The following is a 26,211-nucleotide window of genomic DNA, read 5'->3' as shown; positions in this document are numbered from 1 at the left end:
ACACCGCTACGGCTCGATCGACAACGTCAACTCCGCCTACTGAGCACGCACTCCAGGCGAGACTCCCACCCCACGCGGGGCGACAGCACTCCAAGTGCCGCCGCCCCGCGCGGCGTTTCCTCCTTGCAACTGCCCTTCGGCCCAGGACTCTCGGCCGCTGAACCGATGTCCAGCGCCGTAGCGGGGCGTCGGCGGTGGAGCCCGTCAGATATCCACCGCGACGTAGATCTCGGTGTAACTGTCGCCGTCGGCGCCGTAGTAGGTGCAGGTGCGCGCGACCAGGTCGACGTCGTACCAGACCACACCGGCCTTCCAGCAACCCTGGACGAACTCGTGGAACGTGGTCTCGCCCGCCTGGTCGGCGCGCAGTGCCGTGACGAGGGCCTCGCGATCGAACGCCATGACGTCGACCATGCCCGTGACCAGCGGCTCGCCCTGGTCGACGACGGGTCCGGCATCGGTGAGGTACAGCATCGCGTTCGACGGCACGGCCATGCGGCAGCGGGTGACTCCGGCCTGGCGCAGCGTCTCGGCCAGATAAGGGAACCCGCCGACCTTGGGACGGATGGCGGCCGCACGTTCCATGGCGGCACGCAGTTTCGTAGTCGCGGTACTCAAGGTGTCTCCGGATGGGTGAGGAGGTGGCGCCCCGGCATGGCGGGTCGGCTATCCTGGCAACATATTTCCAATAGGACAACATGTTGTCAAACTAGGGGTTGCGCAATGAGTGACGAGATGGCCCTGCTGGTCGCGGACGTCTTCGAGGCGGCGGGGGCGCTGCGCAGGTCGGGTGAGGCGATCGCCGCGACCATGGGGCAGACGCAGGCCCGGTGGCAGTTGCTCAGCGTCCTCTCCGACGGGCCGCGAACCGTGGCCCAGGCGGCCCGCCGCCTGGGCGTCGCCCGCCAGGGGGTGCAGCGCGTGGCCAACGACCTCGTCGGCGAGAACCTCGCCACCTTCCAGCCCAATCCCGACCACCGGAACTCGCCCCTGCTGGAACTCACACCCGAGGGACGTCACGTTCTGCGAGAGATCACGACCCGCGCCACCGAGTCCAACCGCGCGCTGGCCGCCGACTTCCCTCCGGGCGAGATCGCCGCCGCCAGGGACCTGCTGCGCCGTCTCACGCACCGCGTCCGCCAACAGCAGGAGAGATCTTCGAGTCCTTCACATGAGGCGCCTTGACCGCGAACGTGACCTGAACACGCCAAAAAACCTTGGCGGTGAGCCTTGTTGTCTAACGTCGGCCGTGCATCAATGGGCCGTGGTACCGGTTGGCTGACTACTCGTCAGAACTGAAGCGGTCGGCGTGGGTTCGAACCGCTGTCTCGCGCGAACGCCGGTTAATCGCTGATCAATGCCCTGCCTCCGCCATGAGAGCGGTCGGCAACGCCGGTTCCCCCCACAGTTGCGCATCCGGAAGGGAAAGCTCATGCGGCATAGAAGGCTTGGGATCGGTGCGGTGCTCGGCTCCGGTGTGATCGTCGCGGCCAGCCTGGTGACCGCGCCGTTCGCGGGCGCGGTCTCGCCCGACACCGCCACGGTGTCGTTCGACTGCGGCTCCTTCGGCTCGGGTACCGCCACGCTCACCGCCTCCCAGGACAGCAGCACGGCCACCATCACGCTCTCCACCTCGGCGATCACCGCTCCCATCGAGGTTTCCGCCAACTCGGTCAGCTCGTCCCTGGTCCTGACCGACAGCAACTCCCAAACCGTGACGCTGACCGGAAACTCCAACCCGGACATCCCCGCGGGAAGCCCGGTGTCCACCGGCCCGCTCACCGGAACCGTCCCCACCAGTGACGGCCTCCAGGCCACCTCGCTCACGGTGACGGTCTTCGGCATCACCGTGACCTGTAACGCCACCTCGGCGCAGGACCCGGGCCCGTTCGTGTTCTGACCGCCGAACCGTTCCGTTTGACGCCCGGCCCCCGTACGTCGGCCGCTTCCCAGGCGGTGACGGACGGGGGCTGGACCATGGCCCATTTCGCCCTGGCCCCCCGCGATTTCAATCTCTGGCCATCTCAATGTCTTGTGCCGCTGGGCGAGTTGCTGTGTGCTGTGACGCGGTCCCGATCTTGACATCGAGGTGGTCATGAACGAGTTCTCGCGTCGGCACGTACTCAAGTCAGCACTCGGTGTCGGCGGAGCCGCCGCCGCGGCATCGTTCCTGCCGCCGAACCTGCGGCGTGCCATGGCCGAAACGGCCCAGCGCCCCGGTTCGTTGGACGACATCGAACACGTCGTGATCCTCATGCAGGAGAACCGCTCGTTCGACCACTACTTCGGCACCATGCGCGGGGTACGGGGCTTCGACGACCCCGACGCCGCGAAGCTGCCCAACGGCCGGTCGATCTTCTACCAGCCAGACCCGGCCAATCCGGACGGCTACCTGCTGCCGTTCCACCTCGACACCAGAACCAGCAGCGCCCAGGCGATCCCGTCGACCAGCCACGCGTGGTCGGTACAGCACGAGGCGTGGAACGGCGGCGCGATGGACAACTGGGTCCCCGCGCACCGCAAGGCCGACGGTGAGGCGCACGGCCCGTACACCATGGGCTACTACGAGCGCGCCGACATCCCGTTCCACTTCGCACTCGCCGAGTCCTTCACCATCTGCGACGCCTACCACTGCTCGGTACTGGGCCCGACCTGGCCGAACCGGCTCTACCACTGGTCCGGCACCATCGATCCGAGCGGCGCCTTCGGCGGCCCGGTGATCAGCAACGTGATACCGAAGCCGTTCCGTTGGACGACCTACCCGGAGCGGCTCACCAAGGCGGGGATCTCCTGGCACGTGTACCAGGAGGAGGACGACTACGGCTGCAACCCGCTGGAGTTCTTCAAGGCCTTCCAGGACTCCGCTCCCGGTGACCCGCTCTACGAGCACGGCCTGACCATCGGCCCCGCCGACCAGTTCGCCCAGGACGCGCTCAACGACCGGCTGCCCACCGTCTCCTGGATCATCCCCACCTCGCCGCAGTGCGAGCACCCGGACTACCTTCCGGCGTCCGGCGCGGACTTCCTGGCCCGGCAGCTCGACGCGGTCGCCGCCAATCCCGAGGTGTGGCGCAAGACGGTCTTCATCATCAACTACGACGAGAACGACGGACTGTTCGACCACGTCATCCCGCCGACTCCGCCCTCTGGCACCCCCGACGAGTTCGTGGACGGCCTGCCGATCGGCGCCGGGATCCGGGTGCCGTGCATCATCGTCTCGCCGTGGACGCTGGGCGGCTTCGTGTGTAGCGAGCCCTTCGACCACACCTCGGTGCTGCGCTTCCTGGAGCGGCTCACGGGAGTACGGGAGACCAACATCAGCGAGTGGCGGCGGCGCACCTTCGGCGACCTGACCTCGGCGTTCGGCTTCAAGCACATCCGGCCGTTCCCCCAACTTCCCGCGACGAAGCACCAGTTGTGGGTCGCCGAGCACGAGGTCGCAACGCTGCCCGCACCACCGGTACCGGGCAAGGACCAGACTCCCCCACACCAGGACGAGGGTCCCGGACTCAAGCCGGTCGCGACATCGGACACCACACCGAGCGCACTCAGCGGTACCCGCCAGTACGCCACCAGCCGGGTCGTCGAGAACTCCACCACACACAGCGCCGACTTCCCGCACGGCACCGCCGGCACCGACTTCCCCGGTATCCAGGACTCGGTCCCCAAGACCGGCCCGACCAGCGGTGTCCACGCCTATGTGGCGGGCATCGTCAGCTACTCCATCGCGGCCATCGACACCTCGAACCACAAGCTGGTCGCCAGCATCCCGTGCGGGCCGAACCCGTACGGCATCGCCCGGACGCCGGACGGCAGCAAGCTCTACGTCACCGAGTCCGGCGGGAGCGCCGTCTCCGTACTGGACACCAGGAAGGGCACGTTCGCCTCCAGCGTCACCGTCGGCCTCTACCCGCACGGCGTCGCGGTGTCGCCGGACGGCACCAGCGTCTACGTGGCCAACACCGGTCCGGACACCGGCCCCGGCGGATCCCGGACGATCTCGGTGATCGACACCAACTCCGACACGGTACGGGCGACTTGGCAGGCCGGTCTCGCCCCGCACGGCGTCGCGGCCAGCCGGGACGGCAGGCACCTCTACGTCACCTGCGCCGACGGGCTGGCCGTCGTGGACACCGGCCACGGCGCACCGCGCACCCACCTCACCGGCCAGGCGCGGGCCAACGGCGTGGCGGTACATCCGGACGGCAAGCACATCTACGTGGCCAACACCTGGCAGCGGACCGTGTCGGTGATCGACACCCGCAGCCACCGGGTCGTCGCCCGGGTCCGGGTCGGCAAAACCCCCTGGCAGCTGGCGGTCAGCCCGGACGGTGCCCGCGTCTACGTGACCGGTGCCGGAGACGACACCGTCACGGTGCTGGACGCCGCCCGCCACACGGTGCTGCGTACGGTGCGGGTGCACCATGTGCCGACCGGGATCACCGCGACGGACAGCGCCGTGTGGGTGTCCACCAATGCCGCCAGCACGGTCGACGTGATCGACGCGAAGACGCTGGAGGTCGTCGCCAGCACTCCGCTCGGCCTGTCGACCGAGCCCAGTGGAGTGGTGATCGCCTAGGACCACACCCCGGCGGGGGCTCTTCCGCGCGCCCAACTGCTACGCATTGGTGCGTGGACGATCCCAGTGTCTACGGCCTCGCGCGCCCCGGCTCCCAACGTGGAGCCGGGGCGCGGTGGTGCTTCACGGTCCGTCCCGCCGTTCCACGGGGCGGCCGTCCCGGCAGGCCGGCGGCCGGTGCGTCCCGGGAGTTCCCGGGAGCGCCGGATCGCCTTGCCGCGCTGGTCGTCCGCCGGTCACGGTGCTGGCTGTCCACCGCGAGACCACAGGGATGAGGCGGGACCACTGAGTGCGTCTACTGCTCCGGTTGTCGCGAGTCCATGGGCGTCCGCCGTCACGGCGACGGTGTCAACCGCCGTGCCAGCCGGGGACCGACCTTCGCCCGTAGCGCCCTGGCCTGGGCGCCGGTCAGCCCGGCCCTGACGACCGCCGTCCTGCGTCGCCTCGCCAACTGGACGACGTAAACCGGACGTTCGCGGGGCCGCACCGCTGCGCGCTTCCGCGCTCTGGTGGCCTCGGACGGTCGGCGCTATGGTCTCGGCCAATCGCACCATGCACCACGCAGAGCCTCTCCCCCCACAGAGGATTGTCATGCCCATGGCTTCATTATCGGCGGTACGCCGTGCCGCGGGGACCGTCGTGGCCGCGCTGCTGGTGACCGCCGTCGCCTTCGGGCCGAGCGCCGCGGCCCGCCCCTCGACCGTGCCCCCCAGCCAAGACGCACCGGTGCACGGCACCGTCAAGGGCCGGGTCACCGGCCCCCGCAGCGTCAACGCCCGCAACCGGGCCGCCGTCGACAGGTTCCGCCAGTTGCACGCCAGATCCGCCGCCCGCCACCCCGTCGACACCAACCACGAGTGGTGGGGCACCGAGGTGTCCCCCAACAGCAGTGCGCTGACCGGGATATCGGCCACGCAGAGCGTGGACAGCTCGCTACGGCTCAGCAACAGCGACGACGTGCTGTACGCGCCCACCGTCAAGCCGCGCGACGGCGCCTGCATCGAGGTCGTCACCGTCCACACCAGCACCGACGCCCAGATCTGGGCCTGGGACTGGTGCACCACCTCCGGCCAGGACGTGGGCGCCACCGAGACCGTCGACAGCAACTTCCTCGGCACCTACGGCACCACGGTGAACGGGCACAGCGCCTACACCGTCAAGATCGCGCTGACCGACCCCGCCAGCAACACCTGGACCGCCTACCTCTACAACTACGCCACCGGGGCCTGGCAGACCTTCTTCAGCAGCGGCGGAACCGACCAGAGCGGGGTCGCCTTCGGCTGGGACATGTTCGAGTACTACTCCTCCGTCAACCCCGCCACCGGCAACGTCCACGTGTGCGACGACCTGTCCGGCAAGGCGGTCGAGAGCAGCTCGATCCAGTTGCGGACGTCGGCCGGTTGGGCCTCGGCCGATCCTGGGAACTCGTCCATCTTCCCCAACCCCACGATGGATCCCGGTACTTACCTGTGCAGTGGAATCAACAGCGACGTCGTCACACCCAACAGTGACTGGCAGGTATCCGTGGCCTGAGCCACGCGGGCCCGCACCGGCTCCGAGCGGCGGCGTTCACGGCTATCCGGACATCGGCACCCGGGACCCGCCGTTCGGGCGTCGGTCCGCGGGGACCGGCCGCCGCTCGGCCACCACCAGGCCCACCAGGACCGCCGTGGCCACCGTCAGCGCCAGCCAACCGCCGACCCAGCGCGCGGCGGGGACACCGACACCGACGGCCACGGCGCCCACCAGGCGCGACACCGGCCACGTCCCGGCCAACACGCGGTGGAAGTACGCCAACCCCGCGAGAAAGAGCGCGGCTCCGAGCGGCAGCATCCCCAACGGCAGCCCGCGCAGCGGTGTGTCGAACGAGTTGATCGCCTTCTGCATGCCGACCGCCGTGACGGCGATGCCGAAGATCATGACGAGATACGCATAGCCGAACGAGTACAGCGCCACCCGCGAGCGCCGCTGCGCCGGGACGCGGTGCAGCAGTTGCTCGCTGTCCCGTTCCTCGCGGTCGAAGTACAGCCACCACATCGCGGCGCTGAGGGCGAGCGCCAGTAGCGCGCCCGCCACCACCGTCACCAGGTCTCGCTGGCCCGTGGCGGCCGATCCGACCTCGACGATCGACTCCCCGAGCAAGATGATCACCGCGAGACCGTGCCGTTCCACGAAGTGCCCGACCCCGACCGTGAATCCGCCGACGCCGCCGATGAACGGCGTCAGAACCTGGAGCGCGCACGCCAGGGCCAGCCCCGGCAGCCGCCAGCGGTCCGGGCCCGCACCGGCGGCCAGCACGATCAGCGCGCTGGCCAGATTGAGCGGCCCGATCCGGGTGATGCCCCGGTGCCCGGAGGTCCCGATGAATCCGACCGTGTGCACCAGCACGACAACCAGATACGCCGCGCCGAGCACCACACCCCACAGGCCGGTCTCGAAGGACCTCGGCACGGCCAGCGACATCACGAAGAACGCCGCGGTACCGACCAGCAGGAGCAGCCGGGCTCCGGTCCGCTCCAGGTCAAGGGCGTTGGTGAGCCAGGCGTAGCCGCCGTACATCCACCAGGTGATGGCCAGCAGGACGATGACCCGGGCCAGCCCCTCCCCGGTCGGCAGGGCGGTGAGGACCGAGGCGATCTGGGTGATCGCGAAGACGAAGACCAGGTCGAAGAACAACTCCAACGGCCGCACGCTCTGCGCCGCCGCGGGCGCGTTGTTCGCTGTGCTCACCAGGGGATTGTTCCAGACGGCCACCGCGTTGCCGGATCTTGGGTTTGCGGGGCCGCGCCGCCCGCCTCCGGGCGGCGTCAACCGGCCGTGGTTCAGGCGGACTTGACGGCGGAGATGTCGAAGGTGAGCTTGACCTTCTCGCCGATGAGGACACCGCCGGTCTCCAGGGCGGCGTTGTAGCTCAGGCCCCAGTCAGTGCGGTTGATGGTGGCACTGCCCTCGAAGCCGACGCGCTCGTTGCCGTACAGGTCCTTGGCGCTGCCGTTGAAGGTGAAGTCGATCGAGACCGGCTTGCTGGTGCCCTTGATGGTGAGGTCGCCGGTGAGCCGGTAGGTCTCGGCGTCAATCTGCTGCGCGGAGGTGCTGCGGAAGGTGATCTCGGGGTAGGTCTCGGCGTCGAAGAAGTCACCGGTGCGCAGGTGGCCGTCGCGCTGCTCCTGGTTGGTGTCGATGCTGGCGACCTTGATCACCACCTCGGCGGTGGAACGGGTCGGGTCGCTGCCGTCCAGGTGGAGCTTGCCCTCGTACTCGGAGAACTGGCCGCGCACGGTGGTGACCATGGCGTGCCGGACGGCGAAGCCGATCTCGCTGTGCGTCGTGTCGATGGTGTAGGCGCCGGTGAGGTGCGACAGGTCCTCGGTGGCGGACGCGGCGGTGCTGGTGGTCTCTGACCTGCGGTTGAAGATGCCCATGACGACTCCCCGGGAAGAATTAATTGAAACTTGAACTTTCAAGGCTCAGCGTAGGGCAGTTTGGTTTAATGTTCAACAGGCCAGGCCGAGAATCCTCCGTTCGGCCGAATCCGGCGGATACCCGTCGCTACGCCGAAACCAGCGGGCGTCCGCCGTCCGCCGCGGGACTCGCCGCGACCCGCTGTTCCAGTCGGGTCCGCACCTGCGGCCACTCGTCATCCAGGATCGAATAGAACGCCGTACCCCGCACCATGCCGTCCAGGCCCCGGGTATGTGCCCGGTGAACCCCGTCGAGGACCGCTCCGAGGCGTTCGATCGCCGCACGGGAGCGCGTGTTGCGCGCGTCCGCGCGGATCGAGACGCGCCGCACACCCCAGATCTCGAAGGCGTGCCGCAGCATCAGCAGCTTGGCCTCGGTGTTGATCCCGGTGCCCTGGGCGCGGGCGGACAGCCAGGTGCCGCCGATCTCGGCGGCGTCGGGGGTCGCGGTGAGCGGATCGCCCAGCGGGCCGCGCGGGGCCGGCGGCCAGATCACCGGCCCCTGCCAGTAGTCCAGCTCGCAGAACCGTGTCGCCCCCACCACCAGGCCGTCCGCCGCCCGCACCGTGGCGAAGGGCAGCGCCCGGCCTGCCGCCTGGGCCGCCAGCGCCTCGGCGACGTACCGTTCAGCCGCCTCCACCCCACTGGGGACCGGTATGAAGGCATGGTCGCCGCGATCGTCACTGGCGGCCACCGCCAGGCCCTCGACGTGGTGCTCGGCGAGCGGCTCCAGGCGCACGGTGCGGCCATGGAGGAATACGGGTGCGGGCACTGGGTCCTTCAGCGGTGCGGCGGTACTGGGTTCGGCGAGGAATGACTCGGTGCCGACAGGCGTACGGTCGCGCCATCTGATGGCTGCGAGGTTGTCGGTCGATGGACGCCGGATGGCTGGCAGGTTGAAGATCGACTGGACACCGGCCCCGGATAACACGCCGGCCGCGGGAACGGTGGTCCCCGCGGCCTCATGGTGGTGGAGGGTGTCAGCGCCGCGCCGCGCCCCGGTCCAGCAGCTGCTGTGCGTACAGGCTGGTGGGCATGGTGTGCCTGCCGGGCGACTCGACCTGCCCGTCACTGCCCTTCTGCAGGGTCCCGGTGCAGCCGACAGCCCAGTTGTGGGCGGTGGGCGGGTCCTGGACCACATACTGCTGGGTGGTGCAGTTGTACGCGGTGCTGTTGGCGTCGGACCAGCCGTGGCCGCTGCCCCGGTTGCCGTTGTTGACCAGCAGCAGCGAGCCGTCCAAGGTCACGTTGTCGTAGAGCGTGCCGCTGCCCCAGCGCTCGTGGCCACCGGCGTCGTAGGTCGTCTGAACCAGTGTGGCCCGGCAGTTGGCGAACACGTTCGGCCCGGCCTGACGGCCGTAGGTGGAGAAGGCGTGGATCTTGGCCGCGGTCACCGCGCAGTCCTGGACCAGGTTCTCCTGCCCCTGGAGCAGGTACGCCTCGGAACGGGCCGAGCTGTCCGTGGTGATCATGTCCAGGGCCCGGGTGTGCAGCACCGAGATCCGGCGGCTCTGCGGGCCGAGGAAGGTCTGGCCGCTGCCGCCGAAGTGGTGCCAGACGACGTTGTTCACCCAGGAGTCCTGCACCGCGTTGAACTCCCAAGGAGCCGCGTTGTAGAAGGACTTGGCATAGTCAGGCGCCCCGGACATGGCCTCGCCGTCCTCGCTGAGGTTCTCCACGCCGACGTGATCGATGCGCGGGAAGGTGTAGCGGTAGACGGTGGCCTGGGTGTACTTCTTCTCCAGCGCCGTCGTCAGCGGGATGTCGACGGTCAATTTGTCACCGTTGATGGCGGTGATCTTCCGCTCCGACTTCAGGCTCCAGTTCGGCTTCCACACGTCGGTCATACCGAGCGCGTCGATCCACGCCTGCGTGGCGGGCCGTTCGACCACCACCTCGTCGCCGACCGATAGGCCCTGGGTGCTGGCGAGGGTGACAGTGGTGCCGCCGACGGGCACGTAGTCGTCGGTGACCTGCTGGGCGGCGCCGACGGTGGTGTAGCGGGACTTGGTGCCGATGGTCACCAGGGTGCGGACGGTCGGCTGGTCGGCCACCAGGGACGTGCCAGAGGAGTCGGCACCGGCGCCCCGCAGGACCACACCGCTGGCGTCGATGTGCAGCTGACCGGCGATGTGGTAGGCGCCTGGGGCGAGTTGGACGGCGCCGCGGAACCCGTCGGCGCCCAGCGGAAGCGCCGAGGCCCTGTCGATGGCGGCCTGGATGGTCGCGGTCTGGTCACCGGTGCCCGGCGCGGGGACGGTCACCCGGGTGGGCACCTTCGGCAGCGGTGTGCCACCGCCGTCGTACCCGGCGTACGAGTAGTCGGGGATGCGGTTGCCCTCTGCGTCGTGTCCGTACACCAGGTGGCCGCCGCTCATACTCAGCCAGTTCCCGGTAGTGGGCGAAGTGACGTGTGCGTGGGCGTCGTTGGCGCCCTGGGCACCGCTCTCGGCGAGGACGGCGACCGCCGTTCCGGCCAGCACGGCCGCCGTCGCCATGAACAGGTAGCGGCGCTTGCGCTGTTGGCCTCTGGGCCGTGTCACGGTCATCTCCTCTTGAAGATCGCCAGGGGTTGGAACACGGCGATCCTATGAGGGGGACGGATGGCGTCGAGGGCGGTCAAACCCACCAACAGGCGTCGGCGAAATGAACGTTCGAACCTCTCCCGGCGTTTCCGCCGAGACCACTTGACCAGTCGTCAGCCAGCGCCCGAAGGATGTAGCGGAGCTTCTCCTTCGCGTTTGCGCCGAGGCGGTCGTAGAAGCGGACCGCGCCCTCGTTCCAGGCGGGGGGTCTGCCACTGGACCTCGACGAGGCCCGGGGCGCGCGTCTCGGCGGCCACCGCTTCCACCAGCTCGACCCGCACGGCGTGTCTGGCCGGGCCTTCTCAACCGCAGCTGATCGGCTGTACCTATGAACCATCGCGCAGAACAACGGAACGGCTCCGCCCGACCGCGGCTGATCGATCGGTGGCGAGCGGTGGCGGACTCCAACCTCTCCCCCACCAAGAGGCCCCTGGTGATCACCTGGGCCTCCTTCGGAGCCACCTTCGGTACGGTGCGGCTGATCACGCACGGCATCCGTGGCGGCTGGCTGCCGTGGGGAAACCTCTCCGCGGGCGGTGAGCACCTGCACCACTACAACCTCGGCATCGCCGCCCTCACCGGCGTCGGCATGGTCGCGGTCCGCGGGGACGAGAAGGCCGTCGGGCATCCCGCGGTGGCCGCCGCCTACGGCGCGGGGTGTGCGCTGATCGCCGATGAGTTCGCGCTGCTGCTGGACCTGCAGGACGTGTACTGGGCCAAGCAGGGGCGGGTGAGCGTGGATGTGTCACTGGGCGTCATGTCCGTGCTCGGCGCCTACCTGACGGCGGTGCCCTTCTGGCACCAGATCGCCCGCGTCACCCGCCACCACTTCGCCACGGCACGTACGCAGGCGTGAGGCGCCGTCACTGCGGCGCCACCAGCGCCACGGCGGCCTCCGCCGTGTACATCAGGAAGGTGAAGGTCTCCTGGAAGTAGAGGCGGATGCTGGTGTCGTCGTGCGAGAGATAGCCGATCGACACGTCCTGGCCGATGCGCAGTTCGAAGTCACCGCCACGGGTGGACAGCAGGAACGCTCCGTCGATGGCGGGGGCCCAGATGATCTCGCCGTCCAGGACCCGGTCTATGTGCTTGTGTATCGGATAGCCGTGATCTGACGTCTCGTTGACGGCGGTGTACGCGTCGGCACTGAGCGCCAGCGTGTACGCGCCGCCAACGCCCGCCAACCGCAGGGTGCTCACCGCCTGGCTGATGGCGGTCGGGTAGTCGCGCACCTCGGTCGGCAGGGTCAGTGCGGGGTTGGACGTAGCCCGCCGTACGCCGTCGACGCCCGCGGCCGGATAGCCCTCGAAGACCGCCCGGTCCTCGGCGAACGCCATCTTCCGGGCGGCGTCCTTGACCGGCTGCCAGTCAGCGTCCTTGGCGCCGCGCTCCACATCGTCGACCTGCTGGCGGTCGACGGTGAAGGGCACCCGCAGTTGCACGACCTGCTGCGATCGGCGGGTGTGGGCGAGCACGCCGTCGGCCGGAGGATCGATGGCGGTCAGATGGCCGGTGCCGACCGCCGCCAGTTCGACACCTGCCGGCTCGGGCAGGTCCACGATGCGGCGGCCCGCGACATGGCGCTTGAAGGTGCGCCGCGCCTCTTCCTCCATGTCGGCCCATGCGGCGCCGGAGATGGGCGCCAGTTCACGATGCAGGTTCTTCATCGGGGGCGCTCCTGTTCAGGTTGCCGATTCCCAGCGAGCCGTCGTCCGGCCACGCGGTGCTTTCCTCGGGTGGCGCGGCGACGGCGGCACCAGCCGTTCCGGTGGGCTCGGGCAGGTCGTCCAGGAAGTCCGCGCTGGGTACGAAGAACAGCGTTCCGGTCACGGCCGTGGAGAAGTCGAGGATCCGGTCGTGGGCGGCCGACTCGGTTCCCAGGAACATGTTCTCCAGCATCTGCTCGATGACGGCGGGGGTACGGGAGTAGCCGATGAAGTAGGTGCCGAACTCGCCGCGCCCGACGCTGCCGAAGGGCATGTTGTCGCGGAGGATCTGTCGCTCGGTGCCGTCGGGGTCGGTGATCGTGTTGAGCGCGACGTGCGAGTCGGGCGGTTTGACGGCGTCGTCCATTTCGATGTCGGAGAGCTTGGTACGGCCGATCGCCCGCTCCTGGGCCTCGACCGGCAACGCGTCCCACGCCCGCAGGTCGTGCAGGTACTTCTGGACGACCACGTAGCTTCCGCCGGTGAACTCGGCGTCCTCGTCACCGATCAGCACCGCTTCCTCGGCTTTGGGGCCGACCGGGTTCTCCGTGCCGTCCACGAAGCCGAGCAGGTCGCGTTGGTCGAAGTACCGGAACCCGTGCACCTCGTCCCGTACCGTCACCGCGCCACGCAGCCGGTCCATGATCTCGCTGGCCAGTTCGAAGCACAGGTCCAGCCGACCGGCCCGGATGTGGAACAGCAGGTCACCCGGTGTGGAGACGGCTCGGTGCTCGGCGCCCACCAGTTCCCGGAGCGGATGCAGCTCGGCCGGGCGGGGCCCGCCGAACAGCCGGTCCCAGGCGTCGGAGCCGATGCCCACCACACAGCTCAACGCGTCAGCCTGGGCGGACCGGAAGCCGACGGCCCGCTTCAGTCCCGGCAGGTCCGGTAGCAACTCCCGTGCGACGGGCTCGCCGCCCGGGTCGATGGTGACCACCAGGAAGATCGCCGCGTTCGTCAGCGGACCGAGCACCGGCTGCGGGATCGCCGCCCGGGCGGGACAGGCCATCGCCACACACCTCCGTGTGTCGGTCGCCCCCGCCGCATCCATTTTCCTCCGCGTCCGTACTCCCCGCACCCCGTACCGGGGAGGGGTGAACCTTCACGGAGGTGCGGCGGCCCGTCCGCCACCCGATGGACCACGACTCGTTGCCCAAGCGGTCCCCCTGGACCCGACTTGGCCTGGCCGTAGCCGAATTGGCGGCGCATCGGCACGCCGTCCCGGGGAGGCAGGCACCGCGTCCGCGGCGGCGGTGCCGCCGAGTGGGTCGACCGCGCCGCGGGCGCCGCGCGGTCGAGCCCGGCGGCGGGTCCGCGGGCCCGAGGGCGCGTCGGACGCCAAGTACGCAGGTCATTCCTAGAATGGGTGCCATGGCGCGCAAGGCCCTTGCCGGGCTCGTTCCGGTGGTCGCGGTGGCACTGGTCGCCACCGGCTGCGGGAGCACCAACAACGTCGCCGGCGGCCCCAGCGGTGGCGCCAGCTCCACGGCCGGGGCGGACTTCGGCGCCCAGGTCTGCGGGTCCGGCTACCACGCGCCGCACTTCCCGGCACCGTTCGGCGAGCTGCCGGGCGGCGCGAGGACGCTGTCCGGGGCCGGGTCGACGTTCGTGGCGCCGTTGATGTCGTACTGGACCAAGACCTACAGCCAGGCCACCGGTGTGCAGGTGGCCTACCAGTCGATCGGTTCCGGTGGCGGTGTGGCGCAGATCCAGGCCCGCACGGTGGACTTCGGTGACAGCGACACCGGGATGACTCCGGCCGAGCAGGCCAAGGCCAAGGGTCCGGTGCTGCAGCTTCCGCTGCTGCTGGGCGCGGTGGTACCCACATACCACCTTTCGGGTGTGAAATCCGGGCTGAAGTTCACCGGCGACGTGCTCGGGAAGATCTACGCCGGGAAGATCAAGGCGTGGAACGACCCGGCGCTGACCGCACTGAACCCCGGGAAGAAGCTGCCGAACGAGCCGATCGCGGTGGTGCACCGCTCCGACGGCTCCGGCACCACGAACATCTGGACCGACTTCCTCTCCGAGCAGTCCCCGACCTGGGTGCACGCCCTCGGCGGCCCGAGCCGCAGCACGGGCAAGACGGTGGCCTGGCCGGTCGGTATCGGCGGCAAGGGCAACGAGGGCGTCTCCGGGCAGGTCAACCAGACCGAAGGCGCGCTGGGCTTCCTGGAACTGCACTACGTACTGGCGCAGAACAGCACATACGGACAGGTGCGCAACACGGCGGGCCGGTTCGTCCAGCCGTGCGTCGCCACCGTCACCAAGGCGGCGAACGGCGCGACCTACCCCGCCGTCCTGCACCGCGCGGTGATCGACGGCACCGATCCGAACGCCTACCCGATCACCGGCACCAGCTACGCGCTGCTGTACCGGAGCCAGACGGACCCGGCGAAGGCCGCGGCCCTGGTCAACTTCTTCGCCTGGGTGCTGTCCAAGGGGCAGGACCTCAACGCGAACCTGAACTACGCCCCCCTGGGCCAGGACCTGCGGAAACCGGCCGTGGACCTGCTCAAGCGGGTCACCGTCAACGGCAAGCCCGCCGTCACCTAGCCACCGCCGGGCGGCGGGAGAGCCCAGGCCTTCCCGCCCCCGGCGCCGCCCGACCCCGGGACGACAGATGAACCCCCTGCCCGGCTCCCCCACCCCGTGGCGGCGGGTGCGCGCCCGACGGGGCGGCACCGACACCGTCTTCCGGTATGCCGTCAGGTCCGCCGCCGCAATGGTGATCGTGGTCCTGGTGGCGACAGCGGTGTTCCTGGTGCAGCAGGCGTGGCCCGCGCTGCACCAGTACGGGATCCTCAGCTACCTGGGCTCCGACCGTTGGGCGCCGTCCGAGGCCACCGCCACCGGGAGGCATCCGAACCCGTACGGCATCGCGCAGTTCGTCTACGGCACCGCGGTGACCTCGCTGATCGCGATGGTGCTCGCGGTACCGGTCGCGGTGGCCGTCTCGCTGTACCTCACCGAGATCGCGCCGGGCTGGCTGCGCAGGCCACTGTCCGGCCTGGTGGACCTGCTGGCCGCGATCCCCTCGGTGGTGTACGGGTTCTGGGGCATCTTCGCGCTGATCCCCGCGGTGCGCCCAGCCGGGGTCTGGCTGTCCCGGACCCTGGGCACGGCGCCGGTGATCGGGCCGCTGTTCGCCGGTCCTTTCTTCGGCGTCTCCTATCTGGTGGCCGGTCTGGTGCTGGCGATCATGATCCTGCCGATCATCACGGCGATCTGCCGCGAGGTCTTCGCCACCGTCCCCACCGCGGACAAGGAGTCGGCACTCGCGTTGGGCGCGACGCGCTGGGAGATGGTGCGGATGGCGGTACTGCCGCGGTCCCGCTCGGGCATCACCGGCGCCGCCGTGCTCGGCCTGGGCCGGGCGGTCGGCGAGACCATCGCGGTCACCATGGTGATCGGCAACAACGTGCTGTCGATCACCACGAGCATCCTCGGTCCCGGGTCGACCATGTCCTCGGTGATCGCCAACGAGTTCACCGAATCCACCGAGCCGTTCCACCTTCAGTCGCTGATGGTGGTGGGCGCCTGGCTGCTGGTCATCGCGCTGGTCGTGAACACCGTCGGCAAGCTGATCGTCCGGCGTACCGGAGAGGACATCGCGTGATGGCCGCATCCACGTCCGCGTCCGCCGCCCACCGTGGGCTGCCGCGTCGGATGGCCGTCAACGCGGTGATGACGGTGGTGCTGGGGCTGGTCACCGTCGGTGTGGTGGCGCTGCTGCTGTGGATCCTGGCCTATGTGGCCCGTCAGGGGCTGAAGTACCTCGGGCCGATGTTCCTGACCCAGACACCGCCGGGGGATCCCTCGCAGGCGGGCGGCGGGTTCGCCAACGGCATCGTCGGCTCGGTGGTGATCGTCGGCATCGCCACCGCGCTGTCGGTGCCGATCGGCATCGCCGCCGCCGTTCACATGGTGGAGTACCGAGGCCGGCTGGCCAGGGCGTGCGGCTTCCTCACCGACGTGCTGATCGGTCTGCCGTCCATCGTCACCGGGGCGTTCGTCTACGCGCTGTGGGTCGCGCACTTCGGGTTCTCCGGGTTGGCGGGGGCGGTGGCGCTCGGCCTGATCATGCTGCCGCTGATCATCCGGGCCACCGCGGAGGTGCTGCGGCTGGTGCCGGTCGAGCTGCGCGAGGCCAGTCTGGCGCTCGGGGTGAGCCGGGCCCGCACCATCATGGCGATCGTGCTGCCGACCGCCCGCTCCGGGATCACCACCGGGGTCATGCTCGCGGTGGCCCGTGCGATGGGCGAGACAGCGCCGCTGCTGCTGACCGCGCTGGGCAACGACCTTTTCCTGGAGGCGAATCCGGCCCGTCGGATGTCCACCCTGTCGTTGCAGATCTTCAGCAACGCCATCACGGGGTTCGCCACCGCGCAGGCCCGGGCCTGGGCTGGGACGCTCACCCTGATCGTCATCGTGCTGGTGCTCAGCGTCGGCGCCCGGTTGGTCGGCCGCCGCGGCATCGTCAGGAGTGCCCGATGAGCCACGTACCCCCGACCCCCGACGCGGCCGCGGCCCGGATCGACGTGGTCAACCTGACCGCCCGCTACCACGGCCGCCCCGCGGTGGCAGACGTGGACCTGGCCATCGAACCGCGTCAGGTCACCGCGCTGATCGGGCCGTCCGGCTGCGGCAAGTCCACGCTGCTGCGCTGTATGAACGGACTGCATCTGACCGTGCCCGGCGCGAGTGTGACCGGCCAGGTGCTGCTGGATGACGCCGACATCTACGCCAAGGACAGCAACCCGGTCGAGATCCGGCATCGGGTCGGCATGGTCTTCCAGCGCCCGACGCCGTTCCCCACGATGTCCGTTCGCGACAACGTGCTGGCCGGGCTGCAACTGGGCCGACGGCTCGGCCGTGGCGCCCCGCACGACGAGATCGCCGAACGCGCGCTGACGAAGGCCGGGTTGTGGCACGAGGTCAAGGACCGGCTCAAGGCGCCCGGCGCGAGCCTGTCCGGTGGCCAGCAGCAACGACTGTGCATCGCACGGGCGTTGGCGGTGGAACCGGAGGTCCTGCTGATGGACGAGCCCTGTGCGCACCTGGACCCGATCTCCACGCTGACCATCGAGGATCTGATCAGGGAGATCAAGGAGACGTACACGGTCGTCATCGTCACCCACAACATGCAGCAGGCGGCCCGGGTCGCGGACACCACCGCCTTCCTGACCATGTCGGCGGTGGGTGATCCGGGTCGGCTGGTCGAAGTGGGGCCCACCGAAAGGATTTTCAGCTCCCCTCGGCGGCAGACCACCGAGGACTACATCAGCGGGAAGATCGGCTGATCCCGCGACATGCGCGGGATCAGGGACTTTTCCCGTTCGCCACCGGAGGGGCCAACTGCCGCCGCCGATCTGCTACTTCCCGTGGCTGATCACGACGCTGCTCTCGCACTGCGTCCCCACCAACTGGTCAGGACCCGCTGCACCCGCCGCTTCGACTCCTGGCTGTGACACCTCCCGCGCCGCGTTCGCGCATGAGGTGCGTCAAGATCCGGTCAGGACGCGTCAGCCGTCCGTCAGGGCCGCCGCGCCCACACACCGACAACGGTTGGATGGCCGCGACGGTGTGGCCGAAAGGTGGGGTACGCAGGTGTTCGCGCTCTCGCACGGCAGGGCGACGCGGGCCGTGGCCGCGAGCGAGTGGTTCGGTGCGGAGCAGCCGGGTCCCTCGGCGCTTGCCTGGCACGTACTGGCGACCGGTAACGGCGGCTGGTGGGCCGACCGCCCCTATGACGCACGGGCGTTGGCGGTACGGTGCGCCGACCACTGTCTGCTGCGCGGCGATCCGAGGGTCTGCACGCCGACCGGGCTGGCCCCGCTGGCCGGTGCGTACATCGACGCGCCCCAGCGGTTCCTGCCGCTGCTCGGTGCGGCCTTCCGTCGGCTCACCCCCTGGGAGCGGATGGTGTACCTACGCGAGGAACCGGCGCCCCGGGTCGCCGCACCGGCCGGGGTCACCGTACGACGGCTGACGGCGGCCGACGGGTTCCTGCTGGCGGTCGAACCGGACCTCGCCTGGCTCGCCGAGCCCTGGCGCGGTCCCCGGCAGCTCGCGGGCCGCGGTCTCCTGTGGGGCGCGATCGCCGAAGGGCGGCTGGTCAGCGTCGCCGGTACGTATTTCCTGGGCAGCCGCCATGCCGACGTGGGGGTCGCGACGGCTCCCGCGCACCGCCGCCGTGGCCTGGCGCTGGCGTGTGTGGCCGGGCTCTGCTCGGACATCGACTCCGCGGGGCTGGCGGCGAGTTGGACGGTGGCCCGGGACAACCCGGCCAGTCGCAGTCTGGCTTGGCGGGCGGGGTTCCGACTGCGGCGCGAGCTGGTGCACTACTTCGTCGACTCCGCTGTCGGGGCGCCCGCCGGAGACGGCAGACCGCGCACGGCGGCCTGACCTCATCACCTCACGCCGGATCCGCGCCCTCGCGGCTGGTGGGTGCGGCGGGCAGCGAGAGCACCATGGTCAGTCCGCCGCCCGGAGTGTCCTCGGCGGTGAGGGTGCCGCCCATCGCCTCCGCCAGGCCACGGGACAGGGCCAGTCCCAGACCGAGGCCGGCGTTGTTGTCGTGGTCGCCGAGCCGCTGGAACGGCTCGAAGACCCGATCCCGGTCCTGCTCCGGCAGTCCCGGGCCGTGGTCGGTGACCCGCAGTTCGACGTGGTGGGCGAGGGTGCTGGCGCTGACGAGCACCGGTCGGCCCCCGGGCGAGTGGCGTACCGCGTTGAGCACCAGGTTGGCGATGACCCGCTCCAACAGCGGTGGATCGGCGATCACTTCACCGGTCCGGTCGAGCCCCTGGGTCTGTACGGGCACGCAGGTCGGCGGCAGCGAGTCCAGGGCCAGCGGCATGACGTCCTCGAACCCGGTGGGCTGGAGGTGCACAGGCAGCGCACCGGCCTGTAGACGGCTCATGTCCAACAGGTTGTCCACCAGCCGGTTGAGCTTGACGAGCGACTCCTCGGCGGTTGCCAGCAGCTCGTCCCGGTCCTCGGCGGAGAACTCCACGTCCGCGCCGCGCAGCGAGGTGACCGCGGCCAGGCCGCTGGCCAGCGGGGTGCGCAGATCATGGCTGACCGCGGCGAGCAGCGCGGTACGGGTACGGTCGGCGGCCTTGACCGGCTCGACCTCGGCGGCGGTCTCGGCCAGCCGGGCCCGGTCCAGCGCGGCGGCCAGGTGGGCGGCGAAGGCGGTCACCACCCGGTGCTGGGAGGCGGGCAACCTGCGCCCCCTGAGCACCAGAAGGCTGTTCTCGCCCACCGGAACCCTCAGTACCGCCGTGTCGTCCGGGGCTTCGTCGTCCGGTGCGGTGCGCGGCAGCAACTCCGCGGAGTCCATGCCGAACGTCTCCCGCGTCCGGTCCAGCAGCACCTCCACCGCCTGGTCACCGCCGAGGATGTTGCCCGCCATGGACGACAGGGTCTCCGCCTCGGCGGTGGCGTTCGCCGCCCGCCGGGCCAGCCGCTGCGAGCGGTCCACGATGGCGGCTACCGTTACCGCCACTATGGCGAACGCGGCCAGGGCCAGGACGTTGTTGGGCTCGGTGATGGTGAACTCGCCGACGGGCGGGATGAAGTAGTAGTTCAGCAGCAGGGAGGCGGTGACCGCGGCCAGCAGTGCCGAGCCGACACCGCCGATCGCCGCGACCCCCACCACGGTCAGCAGGAGCAGCAGCGCCTGGCTGGTGAGGTTCAGCCCGCTGCCGACGCCACGCAGTGCCACGGTCAGCAGTACCGGCAGCAGCACCGCGGCGACCGCCCCGGCGATCCGCCGCACCAGCGGCGCCCGGACGCCGGAGACCGCCAACCGGCGTCCACGGCCCATCCGTTCATGGGTCACCATGTGCACGTCGATGTCACCGGACAGCTCGACGGTGGTCTCGCCGATGCCGCGCCCGTTCAGCAGGTGCTCCAGCCGGTTGCGGCGGCTCGTGCCGAGCACCAACTGGGTGGCGTTCTCCGCGCGGGCGAACTCCAGCAGCGCGGTGGGCACATGGTCGCCGACTACGGAGTGGAAGCTGCCGCCCAGGCTCTCCACCAGCTTGCGCTGCCTGGCGAGGGCGGCCGGAGACGCGCCGGAGAGCCCGTCGCTGCGCACCACATGGACGGCGAGCAGATCTCCACCGGAGGCCCGGCTGGCGATGCGCACCGCGCGGCGGATCAGCGTCTCGCCCTCCGGCCCGCCGGTCAGCGCCACCACGACGCGCTCACGGGTCTCCCACACCCCGCCGATGGCGTGCTCGCTGCGGTACCGCTGCAACGTCTCGTCCACCCGGCCCGCGACCCACAGCAGCGCCAACTCCCGCAGCGCGGTGAGGTTTCCCACCCGGAAGTAGTGCGACAGCGCCGCGTCGACCTTGTCCGGGCCGTAGATGTTGCCGTGCGCCATCCGGCGGCGCACCGCCTCGGCGGGCATGTCGACCAGTTCGATCTGCTCGGCGCGGCGGACTATCTCGTCGGGCAGGGTCTCCCGCTGCGGCACCCCGGTGATCTTCTCCACCACGTCGTTGAGCGACTCGAGGTGCTGGATGTTGACCGTGGTGAGCACGTCGATTCCGGCGGCGAGCAGTTCCTCGACGTCCTGCCAGCGCTTGGCGTGCCGTCCGCCGGGGATGTTGGTGTGCGGTAGCTCGTCAACGAGCGCCACTTCGGGGCGGCGTGCGAGGACCGCGTCCAGGTCCATCTCCTCGAACTCCCGCCCCCGGTACTGGCGCCGGGTCCTGGGCAGCAGCTCCAGGCCGACCAGCATCTCCTCGGTGTGCGGACGGTTGTGGCACTCGGCGTAGGCCACCACCACATCGGTGCCGCGGCGGGCCCGGCGGCGCCCTTCGTCCAGCATCCGGTAGGTCTTGCCGACCCCGGGCGCGGCGCCGAGGAAGACCTTCAGCCTGCCGGGTCGGCCGCCAGGCGTGGCGGCCGTGCCGATGCTCCGCGTCACCCGGAGCCCTCCTTGACCGGACGGCACGCCGCCCGGGCGAGGGGGAGCTCACCTGGGCGGCGTGCTGTGTGCAGTTGGGTTCCGTTTCATCGTCACTTCAACGCGGCCAGATCGTGGTTGAGCACGACGACATTGACGCGTTCTTGACCCAGGAATCCGAGGTTGCGGCCCTGGACGTGCTCGGCGACCAACTTCCGTACCGCCGCCGGGTCCAGGCCGCGGGCCTTCGCCACCCGGTTGACCTGCTCGTAGGCGTATGTGGGTGAGATGTCCGGGTCGAGACCGGAGCCCGAGGCGGTGACCGCGTCGGCGGGGACGCTGCTCGGCGGCACGCCGTCGAACGCGGCTACGGCGGCCCGGCGGTCCTTGACCGCCTTGACCAGACCCGCGTTGTTGGGGCCGAGGTTGGAGGCTCCGGAGTTCGTCGGGTCGTAGCCGGTCGGTCCGGCCGCGGAGGGCCGGGGTTGGAACCACCTGGAGTCCGGGGCGCCGGTGGTCTGCCCCTTGCTGGGCGGCAGGTTGAAGTTCTGGCCGATGAGCGAGGAGGCGACCGGCCGCCCTCCGTCCTTTAGCAAGGACCCGTTGGCCTGGTGCGGGAAGACGGCCTGGGCGATTCCGGTCACCACCAGTGGATAGACGATGCCCGTGATGACCGTGAACACCAGCAGCATCCGCAGCGCCGCCAGGTGGTGGCGGAGCAGGCGGGTGAGAGAGCCAGCCATGAGGACGCCTTCCTTGGTCAGTGCAGTCCGGGGACGAACTGGACGAGCAGGTCGATCAGTTTGATGCCGATGAACGGCAGCACCAGTCCTCCGAAGCCGTACAGCACGATGTTGCGGGTGAGCAGCGAGGCCGCCGACGAGGGCCGGTAGCGCACCCCGCGCAGGGCGAGGGGGATCAGCGCGACGATGATCAGGGCGTTGAAGATGATCGCCGAGGAGATCGCAGAGGTCGGGCTGTGCAGGGCCATGATGTTCAGCCGACGCAGGCCCGGATAGACGCTGGCGAACATCGCCGGGATGATGGCGAAGTACTTCGCCACGTCATTGGCGATGGAGAAGGTCGTCAACGCGCCGCGGGTGATGAGGAGTTGCTTGCCGATCTCGACGATCTCAATGAGCTTGGTCGGGTTGGAGTCCAGGTCCACCATGTTCCCGGCCTCCTTGGCGGCCGAGGTACCGGTGTTCATCGCCACACCGACGTCCGCCTGGGCCAGCGCCGGAGCGTCGTTGGTGCCGTCACCGGTCATCGCGACCAGCTTGCCGCCCGCCTGCTCCCGCTTGATCAGCGCCATCTTGTCCTCGGGAGTCGCCTCCGCGAGGAAGTCGTCGACCCCCGCCTCCTCGGCGATGGCCCGAGCGGTCAGCGGGTTGTCACCGGTGATCATCACGGTCTTGATGCCCATCCGGCGCAACTCCTCGAAGCGCTCCCGAATACCCGGCTTGACCACGTCCTTGAGGTGGATGACCCCGAGGATCCGGGCGGTGCTCGTGTCCTCGTGGCGGGCGACCTCGCCGACGACCAGCGGTGTGCCGCCACTCGCGGAGATGCCGTCCACGATCGGGCCGACCTCCTCGGTGGGATGTCCGCCGTGCTCCCTGACCCAGCGCATCACGGCGGTCGCCGCGCCCTTGCGCAGGGATCGGTTGTCCTCGGAACTGTCCAGGTCCACGCCCGACATCCGGGTCTGGGCGGTGAAGGGGACGAACTCGGCGTGCGCCAACTCCCCTTCGCCGCGCCCGCGCAGCGCGTACCGCTCCTTGGCCAGCACGACGACCGAGCGGCCCTCGGGCGTCTCGTCGGCGATGGACGACAGCTGGGCGGCGTCCGCGAGCTCCTCCACCAGCACCCCACTGACCGGCAGGAACTCGGCGGCCTGGCGGTTGCCCAGAGTGATGGTGCCGGTCTTGTCCAGCAACAGGGTGTTCACATCGCCCGCCGCCTCAACGGCCCTGCCGGACATGGCCAGTACGTTTCGCTGCACCAGCCGGTCCATACCCGCGATGCCGATCGCCGACAGCAACGCGCCGATGGTGGTCGGGATCAGTGCGACCACCAGCGCCACCAGGATCACGATGCTCTGTTCGGCGCCCGCGAAGATGGCGAACGGCTGCAACGTCACCACGGCCACCAGAAAGACGATGGTCAGCGAGGCCAACAGGATGTTCAGGGCGATCTCGTTGGGGGTCTTCTGCCGGGCCGCGCCCTCCACCAGGGCGATCATCCGGTCGATGAAGGTCTCCCCCGGCTTGGAGGTGATCCGCACGACGATCCGGTCGGACAGCACCTTGGTACCGCCGGTGACCGCCGAGCGGTCACCGCCCGACTCGCGGATGACCGGCGCCGACTCACCGGTGATCGCAGACTCGTCGACGCTGGCGACGCCCTCGACAACGTCACCGTCACCGGGGATGACCTGGCCCGCCTCGACCACCACATGGTCGCCCAGCCGCAGCGCCGTCGCCGGAACCTCCTCTTCGGTGAGGTCGGTGGCGCCCGGCCGCCAGTCGGCGGGCAGCCGACGGGCCATGGTGTCGGTCTTCGTCTTTCGCAGCGTCTCCGCCTGCGCCTTGCCACGCCCCTCGGCGACCGCCTCCGACAGGTTGGCGAAGACGACGGTGAGCCACAGCCACACGGTGATCACCCAGGCGAAGACACCCGGGTCCTTGATCGCCGACAGGGTGGTCAGCACGGCGCCGACCTCCACGACGAACATCACCGGGTTCCGCACCATCACCCGCGGATCGAGCTTGCGCAGCGCGCCGGGAAAGGAGGTCACCAACTGCTTGGGGTCGAGCAGTCCACCGGAGACCCGGTGCACGTTGGGCGCCAACGGGTCCTTCGACACGGGGGGTTGAGCGGTGGCCGTGGGCATCAGTGCAACCCTTCCGCGAGAGGTCCCAGCGCGAGGGCGGGGAAGTAGGTGAGGCCAACGACGATGAGGATCACACCCGCGAGCAGGCCGACGAACTGCGGCCGGTGGGTGGGCAGCGTGCCCGCGGTGACCGGCACCGCCTGCTGGCGGGCGAGCGACCCGGCCAGCGCCAGCACGAACACGATGGGCAGGAAGCGGCCGAACAGCATCGCCACGCCGAGCGCGGTGTCGTACCAGACGGTGTTGGCCGAAAGGCCCGCGAACGCCGAGCCGTTGTTGTTGGCGGCCGAGGTGAACGCGTACAGCACCTCCGAGAAGCCGTGCGGGCCCGCGTTGAGCATCGCGGCCCGCTCCCCCGGCAGCGCCATCGCGATACCGGCCCCCACCAGCACGATGCCGGGCGTGGTCAGGATGTACAGCGAGGCGAACTTCATCTCCCGGGCGCCGAGCTTCTTGCCCAGGTACTCGGGGGTGCGGCCGACCATCAGTCCGGCCACGAACACCGCGACGACCGCCAGGATCAGGATGCCGTACAGACCGGAGCCGGTGCCGCCGGGCGCGATCTCCCCCAGCATCATGTTGAAGATGGTCATCCCGCCGCCGCCCGGCGTGTACGAGTCGTGGAAGGAGTCGACCGCGCCGCAGGAGGTGAGCGTGGTGGACACGGCGAACAGCGCGGAGGCCCAGATGCCGAACCGCTGCTCCTTGCCCTCCATCATTCCGCCGGCCGCGTGCCCGGCGGAACTGCTCACGCTGTGCAGTTCGTTGGCGGTCACGATGGCCACCGACGCCGCCCAAATCAGAGCCATCACGGCGACGATGGCATAGCCCTGGCGACGGTCCCCGACCATGGTGCCGAAGGTGCGCGGCATGGAGAAGCCGATCACCAACAGCAGGTAGATCTCAAGCCAGTTGGTGAACGGGTTGGGGTTCTCGAACGGGTGCGCGGAGTTGGCGTTGTAGAAGCCGCCGCCGTTGGTGCCCAGTTCCTTGATCGCCTCCTGTGAGGCGACCGGGCCGCCGGTGATGCTCTGGTGGTCGCCCGCGATCGTGGTGATCGACTGGATGCCGTGGAAGTTCTCGATCACACCGCCGGCGACCAGCACGATGGCCATCACGAAGGCGATCGGCAGCAGCACCCGCAGCACGATCCGGGTGACGTCCACCCAGAAGTTGCCGACCCGGTCGGTCTTCTTCCGGGTGAAGCCGCGGATCAGGGCGGCGACCACGGCGATGCCCACGGCGGCGGAGACGAAGTTCTGCACCGCCAGGCCCGCCATCTGCACCAGGTGGCCCATGGTCGACTCGCCCGAGTAGGCCTGCCAGTTGGTGTTGGTGACGAACGACGCCGCCGTGTTGAACGCCAGGGACGGCGCCACCGGTTTCATGCCGACGGAGAGCAGCAGATGGTTCTGCAGTCGCTGGAAGGCGTACAGGAACAGCACCGACACCGCGGAGAACGTCAGCACGCTGCGTAGGTAGGCGGGCCACGTCTGGTCGGCGTCCCCCCGCACACCGCCGATCCGGTACACCAGCTGCTCCACCCGCCAGTGCCGGGGGGAGGTGAGGACATGGGCCATGTAGTCGCCCAGCGGCCGGAAGGACAGGGCCAGCGCGCCCACCAGGGCGAGGATCTGGAGCCAGCCCGCGAGAGTTTCGTTCATGGAGGACCTCTCCGGTTCAGGAGGCGGGTCGAGGCGACTAGAACTTCTCGGGGAAGATCAGGCAGAACACCAGATACAGCACCAGGGCCACGGCGACGATCAGGCCCACGATGTTTTCGACGCTCACAGCCGCCGCACCCCCTTGGCGGCCAGCCCGATGAGGGCGAAGACCACGATGATGAGGCCGATGAAGAGAAGGTCCGACATGTGCGGCACACCCCCGCGGAGCAGATGACGGTACGGGACCGCTCGGCCGCGGCGGGAAGAAGTGGGGGCGCTCAAGCCGAGGGCGGTGTCGGCTGAAACCGGCCCTTTCAGCGAAGGGCTGCCGGCCCCCGCTGACGACCCCCGTTAGCGGAGCTCTGACGCTATCGAGCGGCGCCCTGATGAGCTT

General features: G+C 69.7%; 24 protein-coding genes and 1 pseudogene. 12 read left to right on the top strand and 13 right to left on the bottom strand.

Features of this window, described 5'->3' with window-relative positions:
* Window positions 1–204 precede the first annotated feature (204 nt).
* Window positions 205–618 carry a DUF1398 family protein gene (locus tag O5O46_RS31950; protein ID WP_269859138.1) on the bottom strand — a complete coding sequence of 138 codons (414 nt, stop codon included), beginning with the start codon at window positions 616–618 and terminating at the stop codon, window positions 205–207.
* 105 nt (window positions 619–723) lie between these two features.
* On the opposite strand from O5O46_RS31950, the gene O5O46_RS31945 reads away from it, so the two are divergent.
* The 6 genes and pseudogenes from O5O46_RS31945 (at window position 724) to O5O46_RS31920 (ending at window position 6,112) form a co-directional block, all read left to right on the top strand.
* Window positions 724–1,185, top strand: coding sequence for a MarR family winged helix-turn-helix transcriptional regulator (locus O5O46_RS31945; protein WP_269859137.1), 462 nt, complete (start codon window positions 724–726; stop codon window positions 1,183–1,185).
* Window positions 1,186–1,432: 247 nt separating this feature from the next.
* Window positions 1,433–1,900: a hypothetical protein gene (locus tag O5O46_RS31940; protein ID WP_269859136.1), complete on the top strand. Its 468-nt coding sequence runs from the start codon at window positions 1,433–1,435 to the stop codon at window positions 1,898–1,900.
* 195 nt (window positions 1,901–2,095) lie between these two features.
* Window positions 2,096–3,502 (top strand): annotated as a pseudogene (locus O5O46_RS31935) (alkaline phosphatase family protein); the annotation flags it as partial.
* Window positions 3,503–3,700: 198 nt separating this feature from the next.
* Entirely contained in the window at window positions 3,701–4,579 is an 879-nt protein-coding gene (locus tag O5O46_RS31930) for a YncE family protein (protein WP_269859139.1), read from the top strand.
* A 320-nt stretch (window positions 4,580–4,899) separates the two neighbouring features.
* Window positions 4,900–5,043, top strand: coding sequence for a hypothetical protein (locus O5O46_RS31925; RefSeq protein ID WP_269859135.1), 144 nt, complete (start codon window positions 4,900–4,902; stop codon window positions 5,041–5,043).
* Window positions 5,044–5,176: 133 nt separating this feature from the next.
* Entirely contained in the window at window positions 5,177–6,112 is a 936-nt protein-coding gene (locus tag O5O46_RS31920) for a hypothetical protein (RefSeq protein ID WP_269859134.1), read from the top strand.
* Window positions 6,113–6,154: 42 nt separating this feature from the next.
* On the opposite strand, the gene O5O46_RS31915 is transcribed toward O5O46_RS31920, so the two are convergent.
* The 4 genes from O5O46_RS31915 to O5O46_RS31900 form a co-directional block, all read right to left on the bottom strand.
* A complete protein-coding gene (locus O5O46_RS31915) occupies window positions 6,155–7,309 on the bottom strand; it encodes a low temperature requirement protein A (protein ID WP_269859133.1) in 1,155 nt (384 codons plus the stop codon).
* Between the two features lie 92 nt (window positions 7,310–7,401).
* Window positions 7,402–8,001 carry a YceI family protein gene (locus O5O46_RS31910; protein ID WP_269859132.1) on the bottom strand — a complete coding sequence of 200 codons (600 nt, stop codon included), beginning with the start codon at window positions 7,999–8,001 and terminating at the stop codon, window positions 7,402–7,404.
* A 127-nt stretch (window positions 8,002–8,128) separates the two neighbouring features.
* Window positions 8,129–8,812 carry a GNAT family N-acetyltransferase gene (locus tag O5O46_RS31905; protein ID WP_269859131.1) on the bottom strand — a complete coding sequence of 228 codons (684 nt, stop codon included), beginning with the start codon at window positions 8,810–8,812 and terminating at the stop codon, window positions 8,129–8,131.
* Window positions 8,813–9,020: 208 nt separating this feature from the next.
* Entirely contained in the window at window positions 9,021–10,583 is a 1,563-nt protein-coding gene (locus O5O46_RS31900; protein ID WP_269859130.1) for a peptidoglycan-binding protein, read from the bottom strand.
* A gap of 436 nt (window positions 10,584–11,019) precedes the next feature.
* On the opposite strand from O5O46_RS31900, the gene O5O46_RS31895 reads away from it, so the two are divergent.
* Entirely contained in the window at window positions 11,020–11,481 is a 462-nt protein-coding gene (locus tag O5O46_RS31895) for a hypothetical protein (protein WP_269859129.1), read from the top strand.
* A 7-nt stretch (window positions 11,482–11,488) separates the two neighbouring features.
* On the opposite strand, the gene O5O46_RS31890 is transcribed toward O5O46_RS31895, so the two are convergent.
* Window positions 11,489–12,292: a family 1 encapsulin nanocompartment shell protein gene (locus O5O46_RS31890; protein ID WP_269859128.1), complete on the bottom strand. Its 804-nt coding sequence runs from the start codon at window positions 12,290–12,292 to the stop codon at window positions 11,489–11,491.
* Window positions 12,273–13,340, bottom strand: a complete 1,068-nt coding sequence (locus tag O5O46_RS31885) for a Dyp-type peroxidase (RefSeq protein ID WP_269859127.1) — start codon at window positions 13,338–13,340, stop codon at window positions 12,273–12,275. Before O5O46_RS31885 ends, O5O46_RS31890 begins: the two co-directional genes overlap by 20 nt.
* 362 nt (window positions 13,341–13,702) lie before the next feature.
* Here O5O46_RS31885 and pstS point away from each other — a divergent pair, with 362 nt between their 5' ends.
* The 5 genes from pstS (at window position 13,703) to O5O46_RS31860 (ending at window position 18,739) form a co-directional block, all read left to right on the top strand.
* On the top strand, window positions 13,703–14,887 hold the full coding sequence (gene pstS, locus O5O46_RS31880; RefSeq protein ID WP_269859126.1) for a phosphate ABC transporter substrate-binding protein PstS: 1,185 nt from the start codon (window positions 13,703–13,705) through the stop codon (window positions 14,885–14,887).
* Between the two features lie 67 nt (window positions 14,888–14,954).
* Window positions 14,955–15,950: a phosphate ABC transporter permease subunit PstC gene (gene pstC / locus O5O46_RS31875; RefSeq protein ID WP_269859125.1), complete on the top strand. Its 996-nt coding sequence runs from the start codon at window positions 14,955–14,957 to the stop codon at window positions 15,948–15,950.
* Window positions 15,950–16,828: a phosphate ABC transporter permease PstA gene (gene pstA / locus O5O46_RS31870; protein WP_269859124.1), complete on the top strand. Its 879-nt coding sequence runs from the start codon at window positions 15,950–15,952 to the stop codon at window positions 16,826–16,828. The genes pstC and pstA overlap by 1 nt, the downstream gene beginning before the upstream one ends.
* Window positions 16,825–17,634: a phosphate ABC transporter ATP-binding protein gene (locus O5O46_RS31865; RefSeq protein ID WP_269859123.1), complete on the top strand. Its 810-nt coding sequence runs from the start codon at window positions 16,825–16,827 to the stop codon at window positions 17,632–17,634. Before pstA ends, O5O46_RS31865 begins: the two co-directional genes overlap by 4 nt.
* 307 nt (window positions 17,635–17,941) lie before the next feature.
* A complete protein-coding gene (locus O5O46_RS31860) occupies window positions 17,942–18,739 on the top strand; it encodes a GNAT family N-acetyltransferase (protein ID WP_269859122.1) in 798 nt (265 codons plus the stop codon).
* Between the two features lie 10 nt (window positions 18,740–18,749).
* On the opposite strand, the gene O5O46_RS31855 is transcribed toward O5O46_RS31860, so the two are convergent.
* The 6 genes from O5O46_RS31855 to O5O46_RS31830 all read right to left on the bottom strand — a co-directional run bounded on the left by O5O46_RS31855 (window position 18,750) and on the right by O5O46_RS31830 (window position 26,099).
* Window positions 18,750–21,278: a sensor histidine kinase gene (locus tag O5O46_RS31855; protein ID WP_269859121.1), complete on the bottom strand. Its 2,529-nt coding sequence runs from the start codon at window positions 21,276–21,278 to the stop codon at window positions 18,750–18,752.
* Window positions 21,279–21,370: 92 nt separating this feature from the next.
* Window positions 21,371–22,000, bottom strand: coding sequence for a potassium-transporting ATPase subunit KdpC (gene kdpC / locus O5O46_RS31850; protein ID WP_269859120.1), 630 nt, complete (start codon window positions 21,998–22,000; stop codon window positions 21,371–21,373).
* A gap of 17 nt (window positions 22,001–22,017) precedes the next feature.
* Window positions 22,018–24,153 carry a potassium-transporting ATPase subunit KdpB gene (gene kdpB / locus O5O46_RS31845; RefSeq protein ID WP_269859119.1) on the bottom strand — a complete coding sequence of 712 codons (2,136 nt, stop codon included), beginning with the start codon at window positions 24,151–24,153 and terminating at the stop codon, window positions 22,018–22,020.
* Entirely contained in the window at window positions 24,153–25,817 is a 1,665-nt protein-coding gene (gene kdpA / locus O5O46_RS31840; RefSeq protein WP_269859118.1) for a potassium-transporting ATPase subunit KdpA, read from the bottom strand. The genes kdpB and kdpA overlap by 1 nt, the downstream gene beginning before the upstream one ends.
* Window positions 25,818–25,854: 37 nt before the next feature.
* Entirely contained in the window at window positions 25,855–25,944 is a 90-nt protein-coding gene (gene kdpF / locus O5O46_RS31835) for a K(+)-transporting ATPase subunit F (RefSeq protein WP_269859117.1), read from the bottom strand.
* Window positions 25,941–26,099, bottom strand: coding sequence for a hypothetical protein (locus O5O46_RS31830; RefSeq protein WP_269859116.1), 159 nt, complete (start codon window positions 26,097–26,099; stop codon window positions 25,941–25,943). Before O5O46_RS31830 ends, kdpF begins: the two co-directional genes overlap by 4 nt.
* Window positions 26,100–26,211: the final 112 nt, after the last annotated feature.

The sequence above is a fragment of the Streptomyces sp. RPT161 genome (assembly GCF_027533845.1).
Taxonomy (GTDB): Bacteria; Actinomycetota; Actinomycetes; order Streptomycetales; family Streptomycetaceae; genus Streptantibioticus_A; species Streptantibioticus_A silvisoli_A.
Note: the sequence above shows the minus strand (reverse complement) of the source record. Positions and strands in the feature narration are given on the sequence as shown.